16 protein-coding genes are annotated in these 20,908 nt (G+C 65.9%); 11 read left to right on the top strand and 5 right to left on the bottom strand.

What is annotated here, in order from left to right:
* Window positions 1-84: 84 nt before the first annotated feature.
* Window positions 85-2,220 carry a phosphocholine-specific phospholipase C gene (locus DFR29_RS14960; protein WP_133819422.1) on the bottom strand — a complete coding sequence of 712 codons (2,136 nt, stop codon included), beginning with the start codon at window positions 2,218-2,220 and terminating at the stop codon, window positions 85-87.
* A 703-nt stretch (window positions 2,221-2,923) separates the two neighbouring features.
* Window positions 2,924-3,319 carry an MAPEG family protein gene (locus tag DFR29_RS14950; RefSeq protein WP_133819420.1) on the bottom strand — a complete coding sequence of 132 codons (396 nt, stop codon included), beginning with the start codon at window positions 3,317-3,319 and terminating at the stop codon, window positions 2,924-2,926.
* A gap of 200 nt (window positions 3,320-3,519) precedes the next feature.
* Here DFR29_RS14950 and DFR29_RS14945 point away from each other — a divergent pair, with 200 nt between their 5' ends.
* Both DFR29_RS14945 and DFR29_RS14940 read left to right on the top strand, forming a co-directional pair.
* On the top strand, window positions 3,520-3,999 hold the full coding sequence (locus tag DFR29_RS14945) for a GreA/GreB family elongation factor (protein WP_133819419.1): 480 nt from the start codon (window positions 3,520-3,522) through the stop codon (window positions 3,997-3,999).
* A 74-nt stretch (window positions 4,000-4,073) separates the two neighbouring features.
* Window positions 4,074-5,054, top strand: a complete 981-nt coding sequence (locus tag DFR29_RS14940) for a bifunctional helix-turn-helix transcriptional regulator/GNAT family N-acetyltransferase (protein ID WP_133819418.1) — start codon at window positions 4,074-4,076, stop codon at window positions 5,052-5,054.
* A 9-nt stretch (window positions 5,055-5,063) separates the two neighbouring features.
* On the opposite strand, the gene DFR29_RS14935 is transcribed toward DFR29_RS14940, so the two are convergent.
* Window positions 5,064-5,687 carry a short chain dehydrogenase gene (locus tag DFR29_RS14935; protein WP_133819417.1) on the bottom strand — a complete coding sequence of 208 codons (624 nt, stop codon included), beginning with the start codon at window positions 5,685-5,687 and terminating at the stop codon, window positions 5,064-5,066.
* 49 nt (window positions 5,688-5,736) lie between these two features.
* Window positions 5,737-6,678, bottom strand: a complete 942-nt coding sequence (locus DFR29_RS14930) for an AraC family transcriptional regulator (RefSeq protein ID WP_133819416.1) — start codon at window positions 6,676-6,678, stop codon at window positions 5,737-5,739.
* A 166-nt stretch (window positions 6,679-6,844) separates the two neighbouring features.
* On the opposite strand from DFR29_RS14930, the gene DFR29_RS14925 reads away from it, so the two are divergent.
* The 6 genes from DFR29_RS14925 to DFR29_RS14900 all read left to right on the top strand — a co-directional run bounded on the left by DFR29_RS14925 (window position 6,845) and on the right by DFR29_RS14900 (window position 15,848).
* A complete protein-coding gene (locus DFR29_RS14925; protein ID WP_133819415.1) occupies window positions 6,845-7,843 on the top strand; it encodes an aldo/keto reductase in 999 nt (332 codons plus the stop codon).
* A gap of 489 nt (window positions 7,844-8,332) precedes the next feature.
* Complete coding sequence (locus tag DFR29_RS14920; RefSeq protein WP_166654106.1) at window positions 8,333-9,520, top strand: GGDEF domain-containing protein; 1,188 nt, start codon at window positions 8,333-8,335, stop codon at window positions 9,518-9,520.
* Window positions 9,521-9,620: 100 nt separating this feature from the next.
* Complete coding sequence (gene bla / locus DFR29_RS14915) at window positions 9,621-10,559, top strand: subclass B3 metallo-beta-lactamase (protein WP_166654105.1); 939 nt, start codon at window positions 9,621-9,623, stop codon at window positions 10,557-10,559.
* A 217-nt stretch (window positions 10,560-10,776) separates the two neighbouring features.
* Entirely contained in the window at window positions 10,777-12,711 is a 1,935-nt protein-coding gene (locus DFR29_RS14910) for a choice-of-anchor X domain-containing protein (protein WP_133819412.1), read from the top strand.
* A 318-nt stretch (window positions 12,712-13,029) separates the two neighbouring features.
* The gene (locus tag DFR29_RS14905) at window positions 13,030-14,028 is read left to right on the top strand and encodes an OmpA family protein (RefSeq protein WP_133819411.1); all 999 of its coding nucleotides are present in this window, start codon (window positions 13,030-13,032) and stop codon (window positions 14,026-14,028) included.
* Window positions 14,029-14,270: 242 nt separating this feature from the next.
* A complete protein-coding gene (locus DFR29_RS14900) occupies window positions 14,271-15,848 on the top strand; it encodes an amidohydrolase family protein (protein ID WP_133819410.1) in 1,578 nt (525 codons plus the stop codon).
* A gap of 249 nt (window positions 15,849-16,097) precedes the next feature.
* Here the strand turns inward: DFR29_RS14900 and DFR29_RS14895 are convergent, their stop codons facing one another.
* Window positions 16,098-17,276, bottom strand: a complete 1,179-nt coding sequence (locus DFR29_RS14895; protein WP_133819409.1) for a serine hydrolase domain-containing protein — start codon at window positions 17,274-17,276, stop codon at window positions 16,098-16,100.
* Between the two features lie 87 nt (window positions 17,277-17,363).
* Here DFR29_RS14895 and DFR29_RS14890 point away from each other — a divergent pair, with 87 nt between their 5' ends.
* From DFR29_RS14890 to DFR29_RS14880, 3 genes are all read left to right on the top strand, one after another.
* Complete coding sequence (locus tag DFR29_RS14890) at window positions 17,364-17,879, top strand: MarR family winged helix-turn-helix transcriptional regulator (protein WP_243746062.1); 516 nt, start codon at window positions 17,364-17,366, stop codon at window positions 17,877-17,879.
* A gap of 566 nt (window positions 17,880-18,445) precedes the next feature.
* Window positions 18,446-19,837 (top strand): trypsin-like serine peptidase, encoded by a 1,392-nt coding sequence (locus tag DFR29_RS14885; protein ID WP_133819407.1) that lies wholly within the window; start codon window positions 18,446-18,448, stop codon window positions 19,835-19,837.
* 325 nt (window positions 19,838-20,162) lie between these two features.
* Complete coding sequence (locus DFR29_RS14880) at window positions 20,163-20,831, top strand: lytic polysaccharide monooxygenase auxiliary activity family 9 protein (RefSeq protein ID WP_133819406.1); 669 nt, start codon at window positions 20,163-20,165, stop codon at window positions 20,829-20,831.
* Window positions 20,832-20,908: the final 77 nt, after the last annotated feature.

The raw sequence follows: 20,908 nt of genomic DNA, 5'->3' as shown, positions 1-20,908 counted from the left end.
CTGCGTGCCCGCAGCGGCAGTGGCACTGCCCCCGCACACCGCGCCCCGCTAGCCAACGATGCGTCGACGCCCGCCGGCAACCTCTCAGGCGGCTTGCGCTGCGGCCTCGAAAGCATCGCCGAACAGCTTGTCGCCGCGGCTGCCGAAGGCCGGATCGCTGACGCCGGGCAGGCCGTTTTCCAGATGTCCGGCGAAACGGCGCAGCCAGCGCGCATCGTGGTCGCTGCGCAGGCTCAGGTCGTACCAGCGCGAGGTGGCATTGAGCTGCCAGGGCGTATCCAGCGTGGCGCCGGCAGCCAGTTCGAACTGCTGCACGGCGGCACTGCTGTAGCGGTTCGGCGCCAGACTGACGCGACAGGCTGCCGTGCCGGTATTGCGCAGGCGCAGCATCAGCGCGTGATTGGCACTGTCGTAAAGCAGGGTGAGTTCCGGATTCGCGCCGCCGATCGCCAGCGCCACGTCGCCGCCGAAGCCGCGCAGGAAACCGTTCGGCCCGTGCACTTCCAGATCGTAGATGCCGCTGCTGACGGCCTGGGCGCTCCAATAGTCCGACAGCGTGGTGCCGCCTTCGAGCGAGTAATACCAGGGACCGTCGCTACGATTGTACGAATACACATTGAAACCAGCGCCGGCGGCACCGTCGTTGTAGAAATCCAGCCAGTAGCGGCCGCTGGACGCCTCGACGCGGCCGTTGACGTTGAGCTCGTACGGCAGCGCGCGCGCCGGACGCTGGCCGGCTTCCTGCGCCGGCAGCACGCCCGCGGCCGGCGCATTCGCCGGTGCAAGCTGGCAGCTCAGATCGGCATTGGCGATGCTGTGGCTGGTATCCGGCAGCGGCGGCCATTGCACATCGCTGATGGAAAAATCGAATGCACTGGTCAGGTCACCGGTCATGGCACGGCGCCAGGCGCCGATATTCGGCTCGCTCACGCCGAAGCGCGCTTCGAGGAAGCGGATCACCGAGGTGTGGTCGAACACCTGCGAATTGACCCAGCCGCCGCGACTCCAGGGCGACACGATCAGGGTCGGCACGCGTATGCCCAGGCCTACCGGCACGCCGGCATGATCTTCGCTGCCCGTCGCCACCGTGCTCAGGCCCTGGGCGGCCGTCAGCGCCGGCACGTGCGAGGGAATATGGTCGAAATAGCCGCCATTCTCGTCGTAGGTGATGATGAACACCGTCTTGGACCAGACCGCCGGATTGGCCGCCAGCGCCGCGAGTAATTGCGCCGTGAGGCGTTCGCCGTAGGCCGGCGCGGCTTCCGGGTGCTCGCACATGGAAAACGGCGCGACCAGCCAGGACACCTGCGGCAAAGTACCGTTCTGCACATCGTTGCGGAATTGCTCGATCAGCGGCAGACCCAGCGTGGTATAGGCATTGCTTGCGTTCGAGCCCGGCGCATAGGCGCGGCCCCGCGCATACAGCGGGGAACTGGTGGCAATGCCGCGGAAATTGCGGAAATACGCCAGCGAGTTGTCGCCGTAGTTGTCGTATTCCTGATAGACCTTCCAGCTGACGCCGGCGTTCTGCAGGCGTTCCGCATACGTCATCCAGTCGTAGGCGGCGAATGCGGCATTGTCGCGGCTCATGTCGGCCGTCCAGTTGCCATCGTCCACATTGTTCACCGCATGATTGCCCGGGCGGTTCACCGCCAGCCCGCTGGTGCCGGTGAACAGATGCATGCGGTTCGGATTGGTCGGCCCGTGGATGGAACAGAACCACGCATCGCAGACCGTGAACGCATCCGCCAGCGCGTGATAGAACGGCAGATCGGCGCGGGCGAAGTGGCCCATGCACATATTGCCCTTCTCGCGCACCCAGCGGTCGAACGCCTTCCAGCGCGTGTGCGTACCCTTCCAGCTATGGTCGATATCGTCCATGCACTGGGCGCCGCTCAGCGTCGTATCCAGCCGGAACGGCGGCGTCGTGCCACTGCCATTGCGCGGCTGCTGCCAGACATCGGCGCCACCGGGAATCCGGATCACGCGCGGATCGTCGAAACCGCGCACACCGCGCAAGGTACCGAAATAGTGGTCGAACGAGCGGTTTTCCTGCATCAGCACCACGACGTGTTCCACATCGTTGATGGTGCCCGTCACCCGCGCCGCCGGCGTCGCCAGCGCCTCGCGAATTGCCGGCGGCAACGCCGCCATGATCGCCGCCGCACCGGCCGACTGCGCGGCCAGGCGCAGAAACTCGCGCCGGTTGGTCCCTGCCATGACACTGCTCCCGAACACACGAAAAGCGCGCGACATGGCGCGACGCTGCGCATGGTCGAAGCCACGTGTTGCAGGCAGGTTTAAGCGTCGTGAATCCTTGGGGACAGTTGGCGGATTGGTGCGCGAGTGCGCGGAATGCGATGGTTTGCTGCTGCCGTTGTCTGGGATTTTGCTGTGGCTGTGGCCTTGGCCGTTGCTGTTGCTGTTGCTGTTGCTGTTGCTGTTGCTTCTGCGCGCAGGAAGCGCGCGCTTGTTTCGGGGCCCCGTATGCCGCGGTGAGGCCGCGCAGGGAAAAGCCCGAAGGGTCGCGGCCAGGGATGGCCGCGAGTCGGCGCAGGGGACAGGATGTCCCGTGCGTCGACCGCCGTAGCGGACTCACGCAGTTGCAGGCCATGGATGGCCTGCAACCGCGGCATCCGGGGTGTCCTAGGAGAATCCAAGGAGGGGATGGACAAGCATCCCCTCCTTGGTCGCGCGCCCACGGCGCGCGAAACGCGCCGCCAGGCGCACAAGCAACATCCGCCAACGGCGGACTCATTCCCCAAAAACCCGATGGCGAAGCACAACACAGCGCCGCCCCCTCACCCCAACCCTCTCCCCCGACAGCTGTCGGGGGAGAGGGAGCGAAAGCCGTATCGTCATCTCACGGCGCGCTACGAGCGAACACACAAACAAATCACCGCTCAAGCAAAGCAGAAACCCATCAAATCCCCACCAACGCGCGAATAACCCCAACCCCGCCCCCCACCAACAAAACCCCGGCCGCCGCCGACGCAATCATGAACCCCATGCCGCGCTTGTTGGCCGCCTGCGCATACGCAAACGCGTACCACACCCGCCCAGCTACCCACACCAGCCCGCCGATACCGGCAAACAACGGCGACCAGTACTGCGTCGCCAGCCACAGGCAGGGCAGAAATGCGACCGTGCTTTCCACGGTATTCATCTGCATGCGGAAGACACGCTCGAAATTCTCGTTGCCGCTGGTCGCCGGCGCCTTGATGCCGTAGCGCCCGCGCGCCCGGCCGACCATCCAGGTCGCCAGCACCAGCAACAACACGGTAAGCACGACGACCAGGGCGGGCAGATGACTACTCATGACGACTTCCTAGATGGAATGGATGGCTTCGCCACCTTAGCATTTTGGACGGTCCGCGCCGGGGCGCCTGCGATATCGCGACGCCGGACCGGGCATCGACCGCCAGCGGGCTCATCGCTTCTGCGTGGTTTTCCCATAGTGAAAATTGCACAAACGCACGTCGGCTTGATTTCCCTGCCCCCGGCGCCATGCTCCACCGCATGAGCCGCGCCTTTACCAAAGAATCCGACCAGATCGAGCCGCTGCCGGAAATTCCGCTCAGCGAACATCCGAATCGCACCACGCCCCAGGGCCTGCAGCGCCAGCAGCAGCGGCTGGCGCAGTTGCGCATGCACAGCAGCAGCGACGCCTCGCTGCAGGACCAGCTGGCCGCGCAGAACCTCGCGCGCGAGATGCGCTGGCTGGAAGCGCGTATCGCCGCCGCCGTCGTGATCGACCCGGCCACGCAGCCGCGCGGCCGCGTCGCCTTCGGCGCCACGGTCGAGGTGATCGACGAGAACGATGTGCGCGCCAGCTACCGCATCGTCGGCGAGGATGAGGCCGACGCGGAACACGGCAGCGTCAGCTGGTTTTCGCCGCTGGCAAAGGCGGTGCTGGGTGCCCAGGTCGGCGACGAGGTGGTCTGGCGCCGCCCGGCCGGCGACCTGCGCCTGGAGATTGCCGCGATCCGCTACGAATAATCGCTGCCGGACGCTTGCGCCGGTTGCTATCGGGGATTTATGTTAGTACTTACGTAAATACCTTGGATACGACCATGCACGCTCTTGCCGACTATGGCCTGCTCGCCCTGGGCAGCCGCCTGCGCGCGATCAGCGAACAGTTGTATGCCCTGGCCGACGAGGTCTACCGGCTGCGCGGCCTGGGCCTGCAGGGGCGCTGGTTTCCGCTGCTGCGCCTGCTGCACGACCAGGGGCCGCAGAGCGTCGGCAGCATTGCGGCGCAGATTGGGCAGACCCATTCGGCGGTGAGCCAGCTGGCCGACAGGCTCGTCACCGAAGGCTGGCTGGAGGTGGTCGACGACCCGGCCGACCGGCGCCGGCGCTGCCTCAGCCTGGGCGAACGTTCGCGCGAGGCGATACGCCAGGCCAGGCCGGCCTGGCAGGCCATCGTGCAGGAACTGGAGCAGCGCTGCGCCGCCGCCGGCATCGACATGCTGCAGACCCTGAGCACGTTCGAAGCCCTGATCGGCGCCGATCTCGCGCCGGCGATTGCCGCGCGCTGCCAGGCCAGCGACCGGGCCAATCTGCGCGTAGTCGATTTCGATGCCGCGCTGCGCGAGCATTTCTACCGCCTCAATGCGGACTGGCTGCGCAAGTATTTCTATCTGGAAGAGATCGACCACCGCGTGCTGTCGCAGCCGGAACAGGAAATCCTCGCCGGCGGCGGCGAGGTACTGTTTGCGCTGCTGGGCGAGCAGGTCGTCGGCACCTGTGCGCTGAAGGTGGAGTCGCCTGGCGTATTCGAGCTGACCAAGATGGCGGTGGACGAAAGCCACCAGGGCCTGGGCGTAGGCCGCCGCCTGCTGGCGCGCGCGATCGAGGTTTTCCGCCAGCGCCAGGGCAAGACGCTGTTTCTCGAATCCAGCACCAAGCTGACGCCGGCGCTGAACCTGTACCTGAGCATGGGCTTCGAACACCAGCCCACGCTCAAGCCGGATTCGCACTACAGCCGCTCGGACGTCTACATGATCTGGCGCGAAACGCCGGCCAGCGCGACCGCGCCGGCCCAGGCCTGAAAACGGGCGTCAGTGCACGCGGTAGATCTGCCCGGTCTGCGCGCCTTCCACGCTGCGGCTGTAGGCCAGCGCCGAGCGCGCGCCGCTGACCGGCTCGAAGCCGCGAAAGTACGGCGCATACGCCGGCATGGCCTCGGTAAGCACGTTGGGGCTGACCAGGTTGATGCGCAGGCCGCGGGGCAGTTCGATGGCCGCGGCGCGTACGAACGACTCCAGGCCGCCGTTGACCAGCGCGGCGGAAGCGCCCTGGCGGATCGGCTGCTCGGCGAGGATGCCGCCGGTCAGGGTGATGGAACCGCCGTCGCGCAGGTATTCCGCGGCAAGCAGGCTCAGATTGACCTGGCCCATGAGCTTGTCCGCCAGACCGATATTCCACTGCGCCGCCGACATTTCCAGCAAAGGCGCAAAATGCACATTTCCCGCCGCACAGACGACGGCGTCCAGCGGTCCGGCCTGGGCCAGGGCGGCGCGGATCGACACGGCATCGGTCAGGTCAAGGCGCAAGTCGCCGCTGTTGCGTCCGGCGGTGATCAGGTCGTGCCGCTGGCCCAGTTCGGCCGCCACGGCGCGCCCCAGCGTGCCGCTGGCGCCGATTAACAACAGCCGGGGGGTGACGGCGTGCAGGGTATCCATGGCAGTACTCCGATGAGGGAGTGCAAGCGTGGGGTGCCGCGGCGGAAACTCAATCCGCCCCGGCGGCGGATAGCAGACGCAAGGCGACGATTTCCCGCCGCGGCGGTGCGCCGAACAGGCGGCGATACTCACGGCTGAACTGCGAGGCGCTTTCGTAGCCGACCCGGTGCGCCGCCACGGCCGCTTCCAGCCCTTCGCTCAGCATCAGCCGGCGCGCCTCGTGCAGGCGCAGGCTTTTCTGGAACTGCAGCGGCGAGAAACTGGTGACGGCCTTGAAGCGGTGATGCAGTGCCGAGGCGCTCATGTGCACGCTGTCGGCGATCTCCTCGATGCTGAGGTTTTCCGCATAGCGCGCCTTGAGCAGGTCGATGGCACGGCCTACGCGCTGGCTGTTGCCGTCGCTGACGGCGAGATCGCGCAGGCGGTGGCCCAGTTCGCCATGCAGTACGCGGTAGCTGATCTCGCGCAGCACCAGCGGCGCCAGCACGCCGATTTCCGCCGGCGTATCGAGCAGGCGCACCAGCCGCAGCAGCGCGTCCAGCAGCGGCGCCTCGGTGCGCGCCAGGAACAGGCCGCGGTCTATGGCGCGCGGCGGCGGCGGCGGCGCCGCCTGCAGCACCAGTTCGCCGATCGCACGCAGGTCGAGGTCGATGCGCAGGCACAGGTAGGGCTGCGCGGCGGTGGCTTCGATGATCTGGCCGATCATCGGCAAGGTGACCGACACGACAAGATAATTGAGCGCGTCGTAGACGAAGACTTCCTCGCCCAGCCGCGCCTGCTTGCGCCCCTGTACCACGACGCAGAGGCTGGGCTGGTAGACCGACGGCAAGGGCTGCGACGGCGCCGAGGCGCGGATCAGGCACAAGGCCTCGATGGCGCTGCGATGGATGCCGTCCTGCGGTGTCAATCGGGCAATCCGGGCAGCCAGCTCGCGTTGCGGCGCATGGTTGTCCAGATGCGCGACCGGGGTCGGGTTGTTGGCAAATGTCATCGGCCTGGCTCGGAATTTCGATGGAGCTGATTATGCGGCGGCTCGCCCGCGCGGGAAGCGGCTGCGGCGGAGGCCTGCAGGATCGGGCAAGTTTGCAGCAGCTTTGATCTAAGCCCGGCAGGCCTGCCCTGCCTATGCTGCCCACCCCTGTATCGAGGATCGCCCCATGACGCCTTCGCTCCCTCGCCGTTCCCTGGGCCGCCAGGGCCTGACCGTTTCCGCGCTCGGCCTGGGCTGCATGGGCATGTCGGATTTCTACGGCCCCAGTGACGCGGCGGAAAACCTCGCCGTGCTCAACCATGCCCTCGACCAGGGACTCGATTTCCTCGATACCGCCGACATGTACGGCGTCGGCCGCAACGAGGAACTGCTCGCCACGCTGCTGCGCACACGGCGCGACGAGATCGTGCTGGCGACCAAGTTCGCGGTGGTGCGCGCGGCCGACGGCAGCGTGCTGGGCATCGACGGCAGCCCGGCCTATGTGGCCAAGGCCTGCGATGCCAGCCTGCGCCGGCTCGGTGTGGAACAGATCGACCTGTACTACCAGCACCGCGTCGATCCGAACGTGCCGATCGAGGAAACCGTCGGCGCGATGGCGCGCCTGGTCGACGCTGGCAAGGTGAAATATCTGGGCCTGTCCGAGGCCAATGGCAACAGCATCCGCCGCGCCCATGCGGTACATCCAATCGCCGCGCTGCAGAGCGAGTACTCGCTGTGGACGCGCGAGGTGGAACAAGATGCGCTGATTGCCTGCCGCGAACTGGGCATCGGCTTCGTCGCATACAGCCCGCTGGGCCGCGGCTTTCTCACCGGCGCCATCGCCGACGCGAACGCACTCGCCGCCGGTGACTGGCGGCGCAATAATCCACGTTTCCACGATGAGAATGTGGATACCAACCGGCGCCTGGTGGCCGCCGTGGCTGCGCTGGCAGAAAAGCGCGGTTGCACGCCGGCACAGCTGGCACTGGCCTGGCTGCTGCACCAGGGCAATGACATAGTGCCGATTCCCGGAACACGCAAAATCGGCCGGCTGGACGAAAATATCGCAGCGGCGCAGATTCGTCTCGATGCGGGCGAACTCGCCGCGATCGCCGCCGTGCTGCAGTCGCATGCCGTCGCCGGTACGCGCTACCCCGCCGCCGGCATGGCCAGCGTCAACGCCTGAGCGAACACGGCAAGGTAGGCTGGGGTAAGCCGCAGGCGCACCCCGGCATCACTATGCACTCGCCGCAAAAAGGCGAGTGCCGAAGGAAGGGCCTGACCGCGAAGGCGAGCGCCGAAGCGGCGCTTTTGCAGGCATTTCGTCTGGCCGGCATTTTTCTTCGGCATGCGTTGCTCGATGGTGCAATACCTCGATGTGGGAGTGCGGCCTGCGGCGTACCCCCACCTACCGACGCGCGCGGCGTGGCGCGCTGTAACAAATACACGCTTAATTTGTAAAAAAATCGCCATGGTTCGTTGAAAAAAGCGCCGGAATCTCAGCAACTGTAAAACCTCTATTCGGCGGAATTAATCGCTGCCTAACCGCGCTATGGTGACCCTGCCGCGGCATCATGCTGGCGGCCCCTGGGCGGAAGCACAGGGCTGCCTCAGGGAGAGACGCAGAAAGCGGCCGCAACACTACGGCCGGCTGCGCCGCGGAATGCCACGCCACATGAGCGCCACTCGTTTTGCCCAGGATTCTCCGGCGATGCCTTCGCCACGCGTGACCCGCCGCTGCCCGCCGCAGGACAACGCAAATGCTGTTGCCGACGAGGCGGCCGGCGAGCACGAATCCGACACGCCGTTCGTCCGCACCATCTTCCGCATGATGATGCAGCGCGCCGTACTGATGGCCATCGCCGTCGGCCTGATCCACAGCCTGGTCTTTCTCGGCCTGGGCGAGCCCGTCTGGCAGGCAACGCTGATATTCACCCTGGCCTGCCTGCCGTTCCACTCGCTGCTGTCGGCACAGCGCCCGTTCGGCGTGTTCTGTGCCAGCTTGTTCGGCTTTGTCTGCATCATCGATGCCGCCGTGGTGTATTTCGCGCTGCATTTCGGCCGCGAGGCCGGCTTCCATTTCCTGCTTATTAGCTTTTTCCCTTTTATCGCGATCAGCGGACGCATCGGCTATACGATGAAATGGCTGCTGATGCTGCTGCATGCCCTGCTGCTGGTGTATCTGGACAAGCAGATCAGCGTACAGGGCATGACCACGCTCAGCCCCTACCTGATTTCGGTGCTGCGCGCGATCAATCTCGGCGTGCTGGCCTGCCTGCTGGCCGGCCTGGTCATGCACTACTTCCGCATCGCCACCGGGCTGCAATACGAACTGGAACAGCACGCCTCCACCGACGCGCTGACCGGCCTGGCCAACCGGCGCCGCATCCAGGCCGCAACCCTGGAAGCGGCCTCCGACAGCCGCCGCCACGGCTATCCGCTGTCGCTGCTGCTGTTCGACCTGGATCACTTCAAGCGCATCAACGACAGCTACGGCCATGCCAGCGGCGACGCCGTGCTGCGGCATATCGCCCAGATACTGCAGGTAGAACTGCGCAGCGCCGACCGCGTCGGCCGCTGGGGCGGCGAGGAATTCCTGCTGCTGCTGCCGCACACCGACCTGGACAGCGCACGCCTGGTCGCCGAACGCATCCGCCAGCGCGTGCTCAATCTGCCGCCGCTGGTCGGTGGCAAGTTCCTGACGCTGAGTGCAACCCTGGGCGTGGCCACCATGTTGCCGGCCGAACCGGTGGAAGAAACCCTGGCCCGCGCCGATTTCGCCTTGTACGAAGGCAAATACGCCGGTCGCAATCGCGTCGTTGCGGCAGAGGCCACGGCACCGGAGCAAGTACCGCGGCATTGAGCAACACCGCCGCGCGGCATAACTTCGCCATATCTGCGCCCCGGCAACGCCAGCCCTGGCGGGCATGGTCGGCGTCGCCCGCCGCTACCGGAATCCGTCCATGCATCTCCCCCGTCTTGCCGCGTTTGCTCTCTTTGCAGCCGCAACATCGCTGAGCGCCGCCGAACTCGTCCCCGACCCGCCCAAGAACTGCAGCCAGTGCGCCGAATGGAACCAGCCGCAGGCGCCGTTCCGCCTGTTCGGCAATAGCTGGTATGTGGGCACCACGGGTTTGTCGGCCGTACTGATCGCCTCGCCCGACGGGCTGATCCTGCTCGACGGCGGCGTCGCCGAATCGGCGCCGCTGATTGCCGCGAATATCGAAAAACTCGGTTTTCGCCTCGACCAGATCAAGCTGATCGCCGTGTCGCATGCGCACTACGACCATGTCGGCGGCGTGGCCGCGCTGGCCCGCGCCAGCGGCGCAGAAGTACTGGCCAGCGAACGCAGTGCGCAGGCGCTGCAGGCAGGTACCGCGCCGGCCGACGACCCGCAGGCCGGCTTCGGCGCCAAGGCGAACAGCTTTCCGAAAGTCGCGACGGTGCGCAGCGTCGCCGACGGCGAAAGCGTGCGCCTGGGCAAGCTGGCGATCACGGCGCACTACACGCCTGGCCATACGCCCGGCGCCACCAGCTGGACCTGGCAGGCCTGCGACGAAACCGCGGCGACTGAGTCGGCACCGGCCTGCCTGGACCTGGTCTATGCGGACAGCCTCAATGCCGTCTCCGACGACACGTTCCGCTTCAGCGGCAATGCCGGCAAGCCGGGTATCGCCGACCTTTTTCGCCACAGCATCGACCTCGTCGCCCAGCTGCCCTGCGACATACTGATTCCGGTACACCCGGGCTTTGCCGAGATCGACGCCAGGCTCGCGCGGCGGGCAGCCGGCGCGCAGCCCGATCCGTTTATCGATCGCAGCAGCTGCCAGCGCTATGCTCAGGCCGCACGGGAAAAACTCGACGCACGGCTGGCGCGGGAAAAAGCCGGCAAGACACCCTGACCCTGCCAGCCCTCGCCACTCATTGTGGCCGGCAGCGGACACAACAGCCCTGCCGGCCGCCGCGCTGTACACTTTTTGCTGCACCGCGGCGTGCATCAAACGAGCGTTTGAGTACGGTACTCGTTCAGCTCCGTCTCGCCGGAGTCATTTGCCTGGGGTAATACGCAAGACCTGACCACCCAATTCCACAAGATCACAGTTCCTGGGAGGGAAAACCGTGACCAGAAGTCCCCTGACGTTGGCCGTTGTTTCTGCCTTGCTGTTCGCCGCACCGCTGGTGCAGGCCGCTACCGAGCCGGTTCCCAAGCAGCTGTCCGGTCCGCCCGAGGAATTCGCGCAACTGCGCGTGCCCGCCCCGGCCGACGCGGCGGTGTTTTCGCACAGCGCGCTGATGCCGGTGGAATTGAACGAAAGCGGCAACTGGCGCGGCGAGATTCCGGTCGAGAACGGCCGGGTGCGCTTCCTGACCTTTTCCCCTGCCACGGCCAGCGACTGGCAGCTGCAGATGACGGCGCCTTCGGGCCGCCAGGTGTTGTCGCAGCAGCTTGCCGAAGCTGCGCGCAGTACCCGCTTCGGCATCGAGCAGGCCAGCGTGCCGGCCAATTACTACGCCCTGGAAGGCCTGGAAAACGGTAGCTGGCAGGTGCGCGTCGACAGCGCCGCTGCACGCGCCGGCGGCGGCTTCCTGCTGATCGAAGGCGACAAGCGCACCGAGCTGATGTCGTATCCGGCGCACCGGCGCCAGATTGTCGGCCAGCAGCTCGACGTGGTCGCCACCCTGACCAGCAACGACGGCGCCAGCGACACGCTGACACCGGCCGCCGCCCGCATCGCCACGGCCCAGCTGCGCGTCACCGCGCCCGACGGCAGCATCAAGAGCTACCCGATGTTCGACGACGGCCAGCATGCCGACGGCATTGCCGGCGACGGCGTCTACGGCGCCGGCTTCCGCGCCGAGATGAGCGGCAACTATGTCGCCCAGGTACAGGCCCGCGGCGCCAACCGCGACGGCGTCGACGTGCTGCGCACCGCCGAGCATGTATTGCCGGTGGTCGACGACACCTTGCACCTGAGCAATCTCGAATCCCTGGTCGAAGTGCATGCGACCGACAACGGCCGCCTGTCCATCGACGTGCCGGTGGTGCAGATCACCCGCGTCAGCCAGCACTACCGCGCCTTTGCCCAGGTCTGGGGCCGCGACAGCCGCGGCGCCGAAGCGCCGGTGGCCTGGGTCAGCGGCATGGTCACGCCGGCGGCCGGCAAGCTCAGCCTGAGCCTCGACCCGCGCTGGATCTCCGCCAGCAAGGCGCAGGGACCGTTCGAACTGCGCGACCTGCGCATCGAAGACGCCGATCACTTCGTCACCCTGGCCGGCGCCTCGCGCATGGCCTTGCAGATGCCGGAGAAATTCAAGGCGCCGGCCGCGCCGCGCACCATCGACGAGGCCATGACGGTAGGCCCGCGTCCGGCCGCCGAACGCATCAGCGAAGGCGTAGGCCAGCGCCTGCTGCTGGTACACGGCTACTGTTCCGGCGGCGTCTGGCCGGCGTCGCAGTTCAGCACCGCGTCCAGCTTCCTCGACGTCAACCAGAACCGCAGCCACGACCAGTTCGCCCGCCTGCTGCAGACCTTCGGCAGCACCTGGAACTCGTTCGGCACGGTTGCCCACAGCCAGGGCGGCGCCGCCGCACTGCATTTGTATACGTATTACTGGAGCGGCCTGGACAACGCCACCGGCGCACGCCTGATGCAGTCGGTCGGCACGCCGTACAAGGGCACCAACCTGGCCGGCATCCTGGCCACGCTGGGCTCGTGGTTCGGTGTCGGCTGCGGCACCAACGACAACCTCAGCTACAACGGCGCCGCGGCCTGGCTGGCCGGCATTCCGAACTCGCGCCGCGCCAAGGTGAACTACTACACCACGGCCTTCCGCACCACCAACTGGTGGACCAACGACTACTGCCAGATCGCCACCGACCTGGTGCTGAGCGATCCGGAAGACGGCACCACCGAGCAGGCCAACGGCCAGCTCAGCGGCGGCGTCAACCGCGGCCATACCACCGGCCAGTGCCATACCAGCGGCATGCGCGATCCGGCCCAGTACCTGGATGCGTCGCGCAATGCGACCATGAACAGCAACGCGGCACGTTGAGGTGATGCGGTAGTCATCAGACTGCCGCAGCACCGGGCCAGGTCTGCTCCGCACTCTCGGGATGGCGCGGCCTGGCGCCCCTCTCCTTCCGGTTCCACCGCCGGGAGGAGAGGGGCGGGGGGCGAGGTCAGTCCGCCTCTTGGCCTCGCGATGCACTTGCACGACGCTTTTCTCTCGCCCCGGCACTGTCCGGGGCGTTTGCGTTTTACCGCCCCGTGCCGGCGCGTGGCACACGCCGGGGCGCTTTCGCGTTTCCTTGCTGCGCCTTGCCCGCGGGCGTTGTTTTTTCCCTGATCCAGGCGGGCCAAGGAGAAATTCATGCGCGCGAATCGTGTACTGCACTGGCTGATCGGACTGCTCGCTGCCGCAGGCAGCAGCCTGGCCCTGGCACAGGACCATCCCCTGGTCGGCCATTACGAAGGCGCCAGGCAGGTCGGCCACTATTCCAGCGAATTCGACGAAGTCGAACTGATCAACGAGCCCATCGGCGGCAGCGGACGTGGCCCGGCCATGCCGGGCTGGCTCAAGCTGGAAGGCAAGACCGACCTCTACTACTACCGCCTGCCCGCCGGCCGCTCCAGCCTGGAAGTACTGCGCAATTACCAGAGCAGCCTGCAGGGCAAGGGCTTCAAGACCATATTCACTTGTGCAACTTCCGACAGTAGCTGCTATGTGAACATTCCCGGCCGCAGCAACAGCAACAATGCGCCCTACGATTTCGCCCTGGCGCTGGATGCCGCGCCCGAACTGCCGCGCCTCGACGGCGACTTCATCCGCAACTATTTCGACCTCAACGCGCGCTACCTGCTGGCGCGGCTGGACCAGGACGGCAAGCAGGTCTACGTCAGCCTGTCCATCGCCGAAGACAAGGACCGCGGCAACCTCGCCATCATCCGCGTGGTCGAGACCAAGGCCATGGCGACCGACAAGATCAGCTTCGTCGGTGCCGAGGAAATGCGCCGCAGCATCGAATCGTCCGGCCGCATCAGCCTGTACGGCATCCAGTTCGATTTCGACCGCGACAGCATCCGCGCCGATTCCAAACCGACCCTCGACGAAGTCGCGCGCCTGTTGCAGGCCGAGCCGCAACTGCGCCTGTCCATCGTCGGCCATACCGATGCCAAGGGCGGCAGCGACTACAACCAGGACCTGTCGCGCCGCCGTGCCACGGCGGTCGTCGCGGCATTGACGCGCGACTACGCCGTCGCCGCCGCCCGCCTGAGCGCGCGCGGCGCCGGCGCGGCCGAACCGGTCGCGTCCAACGACGACGAAGCCGGCCGCGCCAGGAACCGCCGCGTCGAACTGGTGCGCCAGTAAACCCAGTTCCGTAGGGCGCCGATGAGCGCCAGCGAATTGCGCCGCGCGCGACAGGGACACAGGCGCCGGCAACGCCTTGCGGTGCAAGTCGCTGCGCTCATCGCACCCTGCGTTGCAGCCTGCCTGCGGGCATACGCCAAGCCATGACATCCGGCACGTGCGAGCATAGGCGGCGGCATCGCCTCATGTGCCGTCCCGTCCCGGTGCAGCCTGCATCGGCGGCCCGTGCCCGCGGAGTTCCGATGAATCGACTGCTGCTTGCTCTTGCCTCCCTGCTGGCCGCACCGGCCATGGCCGCCATCGCCCCGGGCGCCGACCGCCACGAAGGCGACGGCCCGTATACGCAGCTGATCCTGCGCGGGGTCAACGTGATCAACGGCACCGGCAGCCCGGCCTTCGGGCCGGCCGACATCGTCATCGAAGGCAACCATATCCGCGAGATCCGCATGGTCGGCGCCGACATCCAGTCGATCAAGCCGGAAGACCGTCCCAAGCTCAAGCCCGGCGGCCGCGAGATGGACCTGGCCGGCCACTACGTCATGCCCGGCATTATCGACATGCACGGCCATATCGGCGGCGACGAGCAGGCCGTCAGCGCCGACTATGTATACAAATTATGGATGGCCCATGGCATCACCACGGTGCGCGATCCGGCCTGCGGCAACGGCATCGACTGGTGCGTCAAGGAAACCCGGCGCAGCGAAGCCAATGCCATCACCGCGCCGCGCATTTTTCCCTACGCCTATTTCGGCATGGGCCGCGACCAGCCCATGACCACGCCGGAGCAGGCGCGGGAATGGGTGCGCGAGATGAAGAAGAAAGGCGCCGTGGGCATGAAGTGCTTCGGCTACCGTCCCGAAGTGCTGCAGGCCGCGTTCGAGGAACTGGCCAAGCAGGGCATGCGCAGCGCCTGCCATCACGCCCAGCTCGACGTGTCGCGGGTCAACGTGCTGACGACCGCGCGCTGGGGCCTCACCTCGATGGAACACTGGTACGGCCTGCCCGAAGCCCTGTTCGACGGCCAGACCGTGCAGGACTACCCGGCCGACTACAACTACAGCAACGAAGCCCACCGCTTCGGCCAGGCCGGCCGCCTGTGGGCGCAGGCGGCGGAAAAAGGCAGCGAGAAATACGAGGCGGTGATCAAGGAACTGCTGCAGCTGGACTTCACCATCGACCCCACCTTCACCATCTACCAGGCCAGCCGCGACCTCATGCGCGCACGCACGGCCGAATGGCATAACCGCTATACCTGGCCGGCGCTGTGGGATTTCTTCAGTCCCAACCGCGACCATCACGGCAGCTTCTTCTTCGACTGGGGCACCGAGGACGAAGTCGCCTGGCGCGACAACTATCGCCGCTGGATGGCCTTCGTCAACGACTACAAGAACCGCGGCGGCCGCGTCACGGTCGGCAGCGATTCTGGCTACATCTATAAAATTTACGGTTTCGGCACCATCGAGGAACTGGAACTGCTGCGCGAAGCCGGCTTCCATCCGCTGGAAGTGATCCGCGCCGCCACCCTCAACGGCGCGCAAGCCCTGGGCGCCGCCGACCGCCTCGGTTCGCTGGAGCCGGGCAAGCTGGCCGATATCGCCGTGCTCAAGGAAAACCCGCTGGCCAACCTCAAGGTGCTCTACGGCACCGGCCATATCCGCCTGGGCAGCGACGGCAAGCCGGGCCGCGTCGGCGGCGTCGAATACACCATCAAGGACGGCATCGTGTTCGATGCGAAGAAGCTGCTGGCCGAAGTGGGCGAGATGGTTGCGACGGAGAAGAAGAAGCGCGGCATCGAGCAGTACAAGCAGCCGGGCGAGTAATGCGGCGCAGCCCAGTAGGATCGCCGCGTCGGCACTGACAAGACGCGGCGATCATCCGTTCGGCCGTTGTTGCTGTGCGCAAACCCTGTCGCGCGCGGCCACTATCCACGTGTAAAAAACCGGGAGCGAAGAGGCGTTCCCGGCCGGCAGGAAATCGACCGCGTTTGCCGCGCGCCGCGTGCAGCAAGACGGATCGACCAACGCGTACGGGAAGCCCGCGGAGGGTGCCGTTTTTGCCCGGCTACTGCATCAAGGCGCTTTGGACTTCAGCATCCGGCTCGCGATGTTTTTCACGGCCGTCCTTCTCTCGGCAGATGCCGTCGCGTTAGTGAAGATGGCGACGCCGGCGCGGCTTGCGGAGTCGATATAGGCGGCCGTGAAAACGCCCGGGTCGCCGCCCCAATGATTCGGCATCGCCGCAGCGTCCAGCTGGGAGGCCATCCAGCCGAGCCCTTGTCCCGTCAGCCAGTCCGGCAGCTCGGGCGGCGTTTTGATCTCGAGCATCTGCGCCATGCTTCGCGCGCTGACGATCCTGTTGCGCTCGGCGATTCCGCCGTTCGCGGATGCAGCCACAAATCGTGTGAAATCGGCAATGGAGGATCGCAGCATGCCTGCCGACCAGTCAGGAAAGCCGACGGGTTCGACCGGCGCAAGCGCGCCGTCGACGTCATCGTAAGGTATCGCCCGCAGCGGCTCCGGCGTGCCGCTGATCGTCCAACTGGTATGACGCATGCGAAGCGGGGCAAAAATCCGCTCGCGAGTCTGCTCGCGCATGTCCTGACTGCCGATACGGCTGGCGAGATAGCCAAGCAGGGCATAGCCGACATTGCTGTAGTCCCAGGCCGAACCCGGCGCGGCCTTGGAGAAGCACGTTTCTGCGGAATACGTGCGGCCGCCCGGGACCAGGTAGTCCTTGAGAAAGCTGGCCAGCGGCAACGTCGCATCGCGGCCTTGCTGGCGAAAATCGATGGCGTAGTAGTTCGCGTCGGAAAGACTCGAGGTATGCATCAGCAGCTGACGGAACGTGATCGGCACGGCCGGGTGATGCGGATTTTCCAGGGGGAAGTCGAGATAGCCGGAGACCGGTTCATCGAGCTTCAATCGGCCGTCGTCGACCAGCTGCATGACGGCGGTAGCAGTCACCGTCTTGGTGATCGAGGCGATGTGGAACATGGTGTCGGTGCTCGCCGGGCGCTGCCGCTGGATGTCGGCATAGCCATACGCCTGCACGAAGCGCACCGTTCCCTCCCGGGCCAGGCCCAGCGCCAGACCGGGAATGTTGGCACGGCGCATTTCGCTGGCGATGTAGGCGTCGAGTTCTTCGGTAGTCCTGCGCTGGACGCCCATCTTGCCAATTGCCGGAGCGGCGAGAGCCATCAGGCCGGCGCCCAGGAAACGGCGCCGCTGAATCAGGAAGGAGTCCGTCATGTGTGGCCTGCCGACAAATGAATGGGCTTGCATGGTTATGTAGGCGCCTACACAATGTCAATCGCGAATGGCGAAGGTATCGAACCCATGGACTACACGCGAAGCTGCGGAGGCGCTGCGATCGGGGCGCGGTTGCGACGGCTGTCGGAATCGATCGACGGCGACACCATGCGGGCGTACGCCGCGTTGGGAGTCCAGTTCGAGCAACGGTGGTTCGGTGTTTTGAATCAGCTCGCGCTCAACGGACCAGCAACCGTGGGCGAACTGGCATCGACGCTGCGGATTACCCATGTTTCGGTCAGCCAGACCCGAAATTCACTCGAGAAAGCCGGCATTGTCGTATCCGAAGCCGATCCTTCGGACGCCCGGCGGCGAAGGCTGATGCTCACCGACGCAGGCCTTGCGCTGATCGAACGACTGCAACCGCTTTGGCGAACCTGCGAGAAAGTAGCGCTGGAACTGACCGCGGAAGCCGGTGACCTGATGGCCGCTCTGGACCGGCTCGATGACGCGCTGACGCGGCGAACGATGTTCGAGCGGCTCATGAGTGGAACGACGCTTCTAGACGATCTCGACCCAACCCCGCAGGGCAGGACTGGATGACTGTTCCTGTTCGCGCAAGGCTTCATGAGCGCGCCCGCAGCAGCTCTCGGGCGACACAGGCGGCCTGGTTCAGCTGCACTTGATAAAAAAATCCAGATCCGGCTGTACATCCCGCACATTGGCAACGTCAGCGAGCAACGTTACGGACAACGACAGCCGCAGCTGTGGCATTACGGACTTTGTACCCAACCCTATTTTTAAATAAATGTGCAAACCAGCCAGAGCATGCAGCGGTCATATATCCACCTCGATATATGACCGCTGCGCGCCCAGCCGGCCGGCACGCGGGTGTAGAGGGCGCAGCCGCCCGGTAACGCCGCCACTATCTACATAGTGGAAATAGACTTTCGCGTCAGCGGCCAACAATCGCGTGAGCCGTTTTTCTCCGCCCAGCGGCCCAGCTGACTTTCGCCGCCAGCCGTACGCAGCCGTCTGCGTACCGCCGGGACAACACTGCTGCATCGCAACGTGCGCTGCCCATGCCGCTCCGTACAGTGGCGCGGCCGCGGCCATTGCCGCGGCACGGGTCGGGGGGCCCGTTACATCAACCGGGAGGAATACCGTACATGATCCGCTCACACCATCTTGCCGTGGCCGTGGCCGCGCTGCTGTCGCTGTCTGCCATTCCCGCCATCGCCCAGACTCGCGGCGCCGCCGAAATGGGCTCCGAGCCTGTTGCCGCGCGCGCCTCTGACGCCAGTACCGGCAATGCGCGCTTTGCCACCCTGGTGGCACCGCTGCCGGTTGCGGCCCTCGGCGCACCGGCGGCCGAAGAACTCGGCCTGCTGGCCGAACGCCGCCGCCTGCAGGATCGCCGCGGCGAGCCGCTGGAAGTCGCCTACGGCCGCGAGACCAATGCCCAGGCCATCGACCTGACCAAGCTGCAGTGGGAAACCCTGGCCGACGGCAGCCGCGGCACCCAGCTGTCGCTGAGCTCCGCCGGCGCCGCCGCAATCCGCGCCGCCCTGGATTTCAGCCCGCCGGCCGGCCAGCGCCGCGTCAACGACCTCAGTGCCCTGACCCTGCGCTTCCGCGGCGGCGACGGCCAGACCTTCGAAATCAACGGCGCCGACCTGAGCAGCAGCGAACTGAACTGGTCGCCGATCGTGCAGGGCGACACACTCAGCGTGGAGCTGGTCGTCGCCGCCGGCGAGGAACTGTCGCGCTATGGCCTGCGCCTGCCGCAGCTGTCGCATTTCGACGTCAACCCGGCTTCGACCGACAACACCATCGGCCGCGCCGTCGGCGACAGCGACTATTGCGAGCGCGACATCGTCTGCCGCACCAGCCCGCCGTCGGGTTTCCGCAGCACGGCCAACTCGGTCGCGCGCATGGTGTTCACCAAGAGCGGCAGCTCCTACCTGTGCACGGGCACCTTGCTCAACAACAGCAATTCACCGAAGAAGCACATGTTCTGGACCGCCAACCACTGCATCGGCACGCAGACCGTGGCGAACACCTTGCAGACCTACTGGTTCTACGAAGTGACCACCTGCAACGGCTCTACCGTGAGTTCTTCGGCACGCACGCTGACCGGCGGCGCGTTCCTGCGCCATAACAACAGCGCGCGCGATACCGCGTTGCTGGAACTCAAGACCGCACCGCCGGCGGGTGCGATCTATTCCGGCTGGAGCAGCAGCGCCATCGCAGCCACCAGCACCGCGATCGAAGGCATCCACCATCCTGCCGGCGACGTGAAGAAGTATTCGCTGGGCACCGTGACGCAGCTGTCGGGCAGCATCGACGGCAAGGGTCCGTTCTACCGCGTACGCTGGACCACCGGCGTGACTGAAGGCGGCTCGTCCGGCTCGGGCCTGTTCACCGTCAGCGGCGGCAGCTACCAACTGCGCGGCGGCCTGTACGGCGGTACTTCGTATTGCTCGGCGCCCAGCGACCCGGACTACTACTCGCGCTTTGCCGATGTGTACTCCAGCTTCAGCAGCTACTTGAGCCCGTAAGCAGGGCATCGTGCCGGCCGTTCTGCAAGACGGCCGGCACATTTTTCATAAGCGAGACTACGCACCCAAAGCGGTAACTGGCGCACAGCCGTACCGGCGTGAATCTAGATAATCCGCCGCGGACACGGATAATCCGCGCCGAAAAACAGAGAAATTGCTTCATCGCCTGCAGGAATGCATACGCATCCGCAGGTTTGACGCATGCGTTTGCATGCATCCGCATCGCCTGTCTATCCACCTCCGGGCAGCGCAACCCAATTCAGCTCTGCGGCGCACCTACGCCACGGGCAGTCTGCACCTGCCGCATACCCCGAGGAATTGTTAAATGATGACAAAGTTTCTTTTTATCGCCGCACTGGGCGCGGCGGCGACGTTCACCGCGCAGACCGCGCGTGCGCACGGCAGCATGACCACGCCGCCGAGCCGCATCTACTACTGCTATCTCAACGGCGCCGAAAACCCCACCGATCCGGCCTGCCAGGCCCTGCGCCAGCACAGCGGCACCGCGCCGTTCTACGACTGGATGAGCATTGCCCAGGGCCAGGCCAACGGCAATCACCAGGCCGTGGTTCCCGACGGCACGCTGTGCAGCGGCAACCAGCCGGTATTCGCCGGACTGGACCTGCCGCGCAGCGACTGGCATGCAACGCCGATAGCCGCCGGGCCCGACGGCAGCTACGAGTTTATCTTCCGCGGCACGGCGCCACACGCCACGCGCGAGTGGATTTTTTACGTCAGCCGCGACAGCTATTCGCCGGCGCAGTCGCTGCACTGGTCCGACCTCGACGAATTCTGCCGCCTGGGCAATGTCGCGCTGGACGAAGGTAACTACCACCTGCGTTGCACGCTGCCATCGCTGCGCGGCAAGCGCACCATCTATTCGGTATGGCAGCGCGCCGACAGCCCTGAGGCTTTCTATACCTGTATTGATGTAGATTTCGGCAATGGCGGCGATGCCATCTTCGCCTCGGGCTTCCAGGCCGTCTCGCCGTAACACCAAGCACACCACGCAACGGGCCGCCTGCGATGACAGAGACGGTCCGTAGATAAAAACAGCACTACCGCATGCCG

The sequence above is a fragment of the Tahibacter aquaticus genome, from assembly GCF_004363655.1.
GTDB lineage: Bacteria > Pseudomonadota > Gammaproteobacteria > Xanthomonadales > Rhodanobacteraceae > Tahibacter > Tahibacter aquaticus.
The sequence above is the reverse complement of the archived record's forward strand: the minus strand, read 5'-3'. Positions and strand labels throughout refer to the sequence as shown.

Coding starts and splice junctions, on each gene's coding strand:
- DFR29_RS14885 (WP_133819407.1), top strand. CDS start 18,446: ATGATCCGCTCACACCATCTTGCCGTGGCCGTGGCCGCGCTGCTGTCG.
- DFR29_RS14935 (WP_133819417.1), bottom strand. CDS start 5,687: ATGGATACCCTGCACGCCGTCACCCCCCGGCTGTTGTTAATCGGCGCC.
- DFR29_RS14900 (WP_133819410.1), top strand. CDS start 14,271: ATGAATCGACTGCTGCTTGCTCTTGCCTCCCTGCTGGCCGCACCGGCC.
- DFR29_RS14940 (WP_133819418.1), top strand. CDS start 4,074: ATGCACGCTCTTGCCGACTATGGCCTGCTCGCCCTGGGCAGCCGCCTG.
- DFR29_RS14930 (WP_133819416.1), bottom strand. CDS start 6,678: ATGACATTTGCCAACAACCCGACCCCGGTCGCGCATCTGGACAACCAT.
- DFR29_RS14905 (WP_133819411.1), top strand. CDS start 13,030: ATGCGCGCGAATCGTGTACTGCACTGGCTGATCGGACTGCTCGCTGCC.
- DFR29_RS14880 (WP_133819406.1), top strand. CDS start 20,163: ATGATGACAAAGTTTCTTTTTATCGCCGCACTGGGCGCGGCGGCGACG.
- DFR29_RS14925 (WP_133819415.1), top strand. CDS start 6,845: ATGACGCCTTCGCTCCCTCGCCGTTCCCTGGGCCGCCAGGGCCTGACC.
- DFR29_RS14895 (WP_133819409.1), bottom strand. CDS start 17,276: ATGACGGACTCCTTCCTGATTCAGCGGCGCCGTTTCCTGGGCGCCGGC.
- DFR29_RS14945 (WP_133819419.1), top strand. CDS start 3,520: ATGAGCCGCGCCTTTACCAAAGAATCCGACCAGATCGAGCCGCTGCCG.
- DFR29_RS14960 (WP_133819422.1), bottom strand. CDS start 2,220: ATGGCAGGGACCAACCGGCGCGAGTTTCTGCGCCTGGCCGCGCAGTCG.
- bla (WP_166654105.1), top strand. CDS start 9,621: ATGCATCTCCCCCGTCTTGCCGCGTTTGCTCTCTTTGCAGCCGCAACA.
- DFR29_RS14920 (WP_166654106.1), top strand. CDS start 8,333: ATGAGCGCCACTCGTTTTGCCCAGGATTCTCCGGCGATGCCTTCGCCA.
- DFR29_RS14890 (WP_243746062.1), top strand. CDS start 17,364: ATGGACTACACGCGAAGCTGCGGAGGCGCTGCGATCGGGGCGCGGTTG.
- DFR29_RS14950 (WP_133819420.1), bottom strand. CDS start 3,319: ATGAGTAGTCATCTGCCCGCCCTGGTCGTCGTGCTTACCGTGTTGTTG.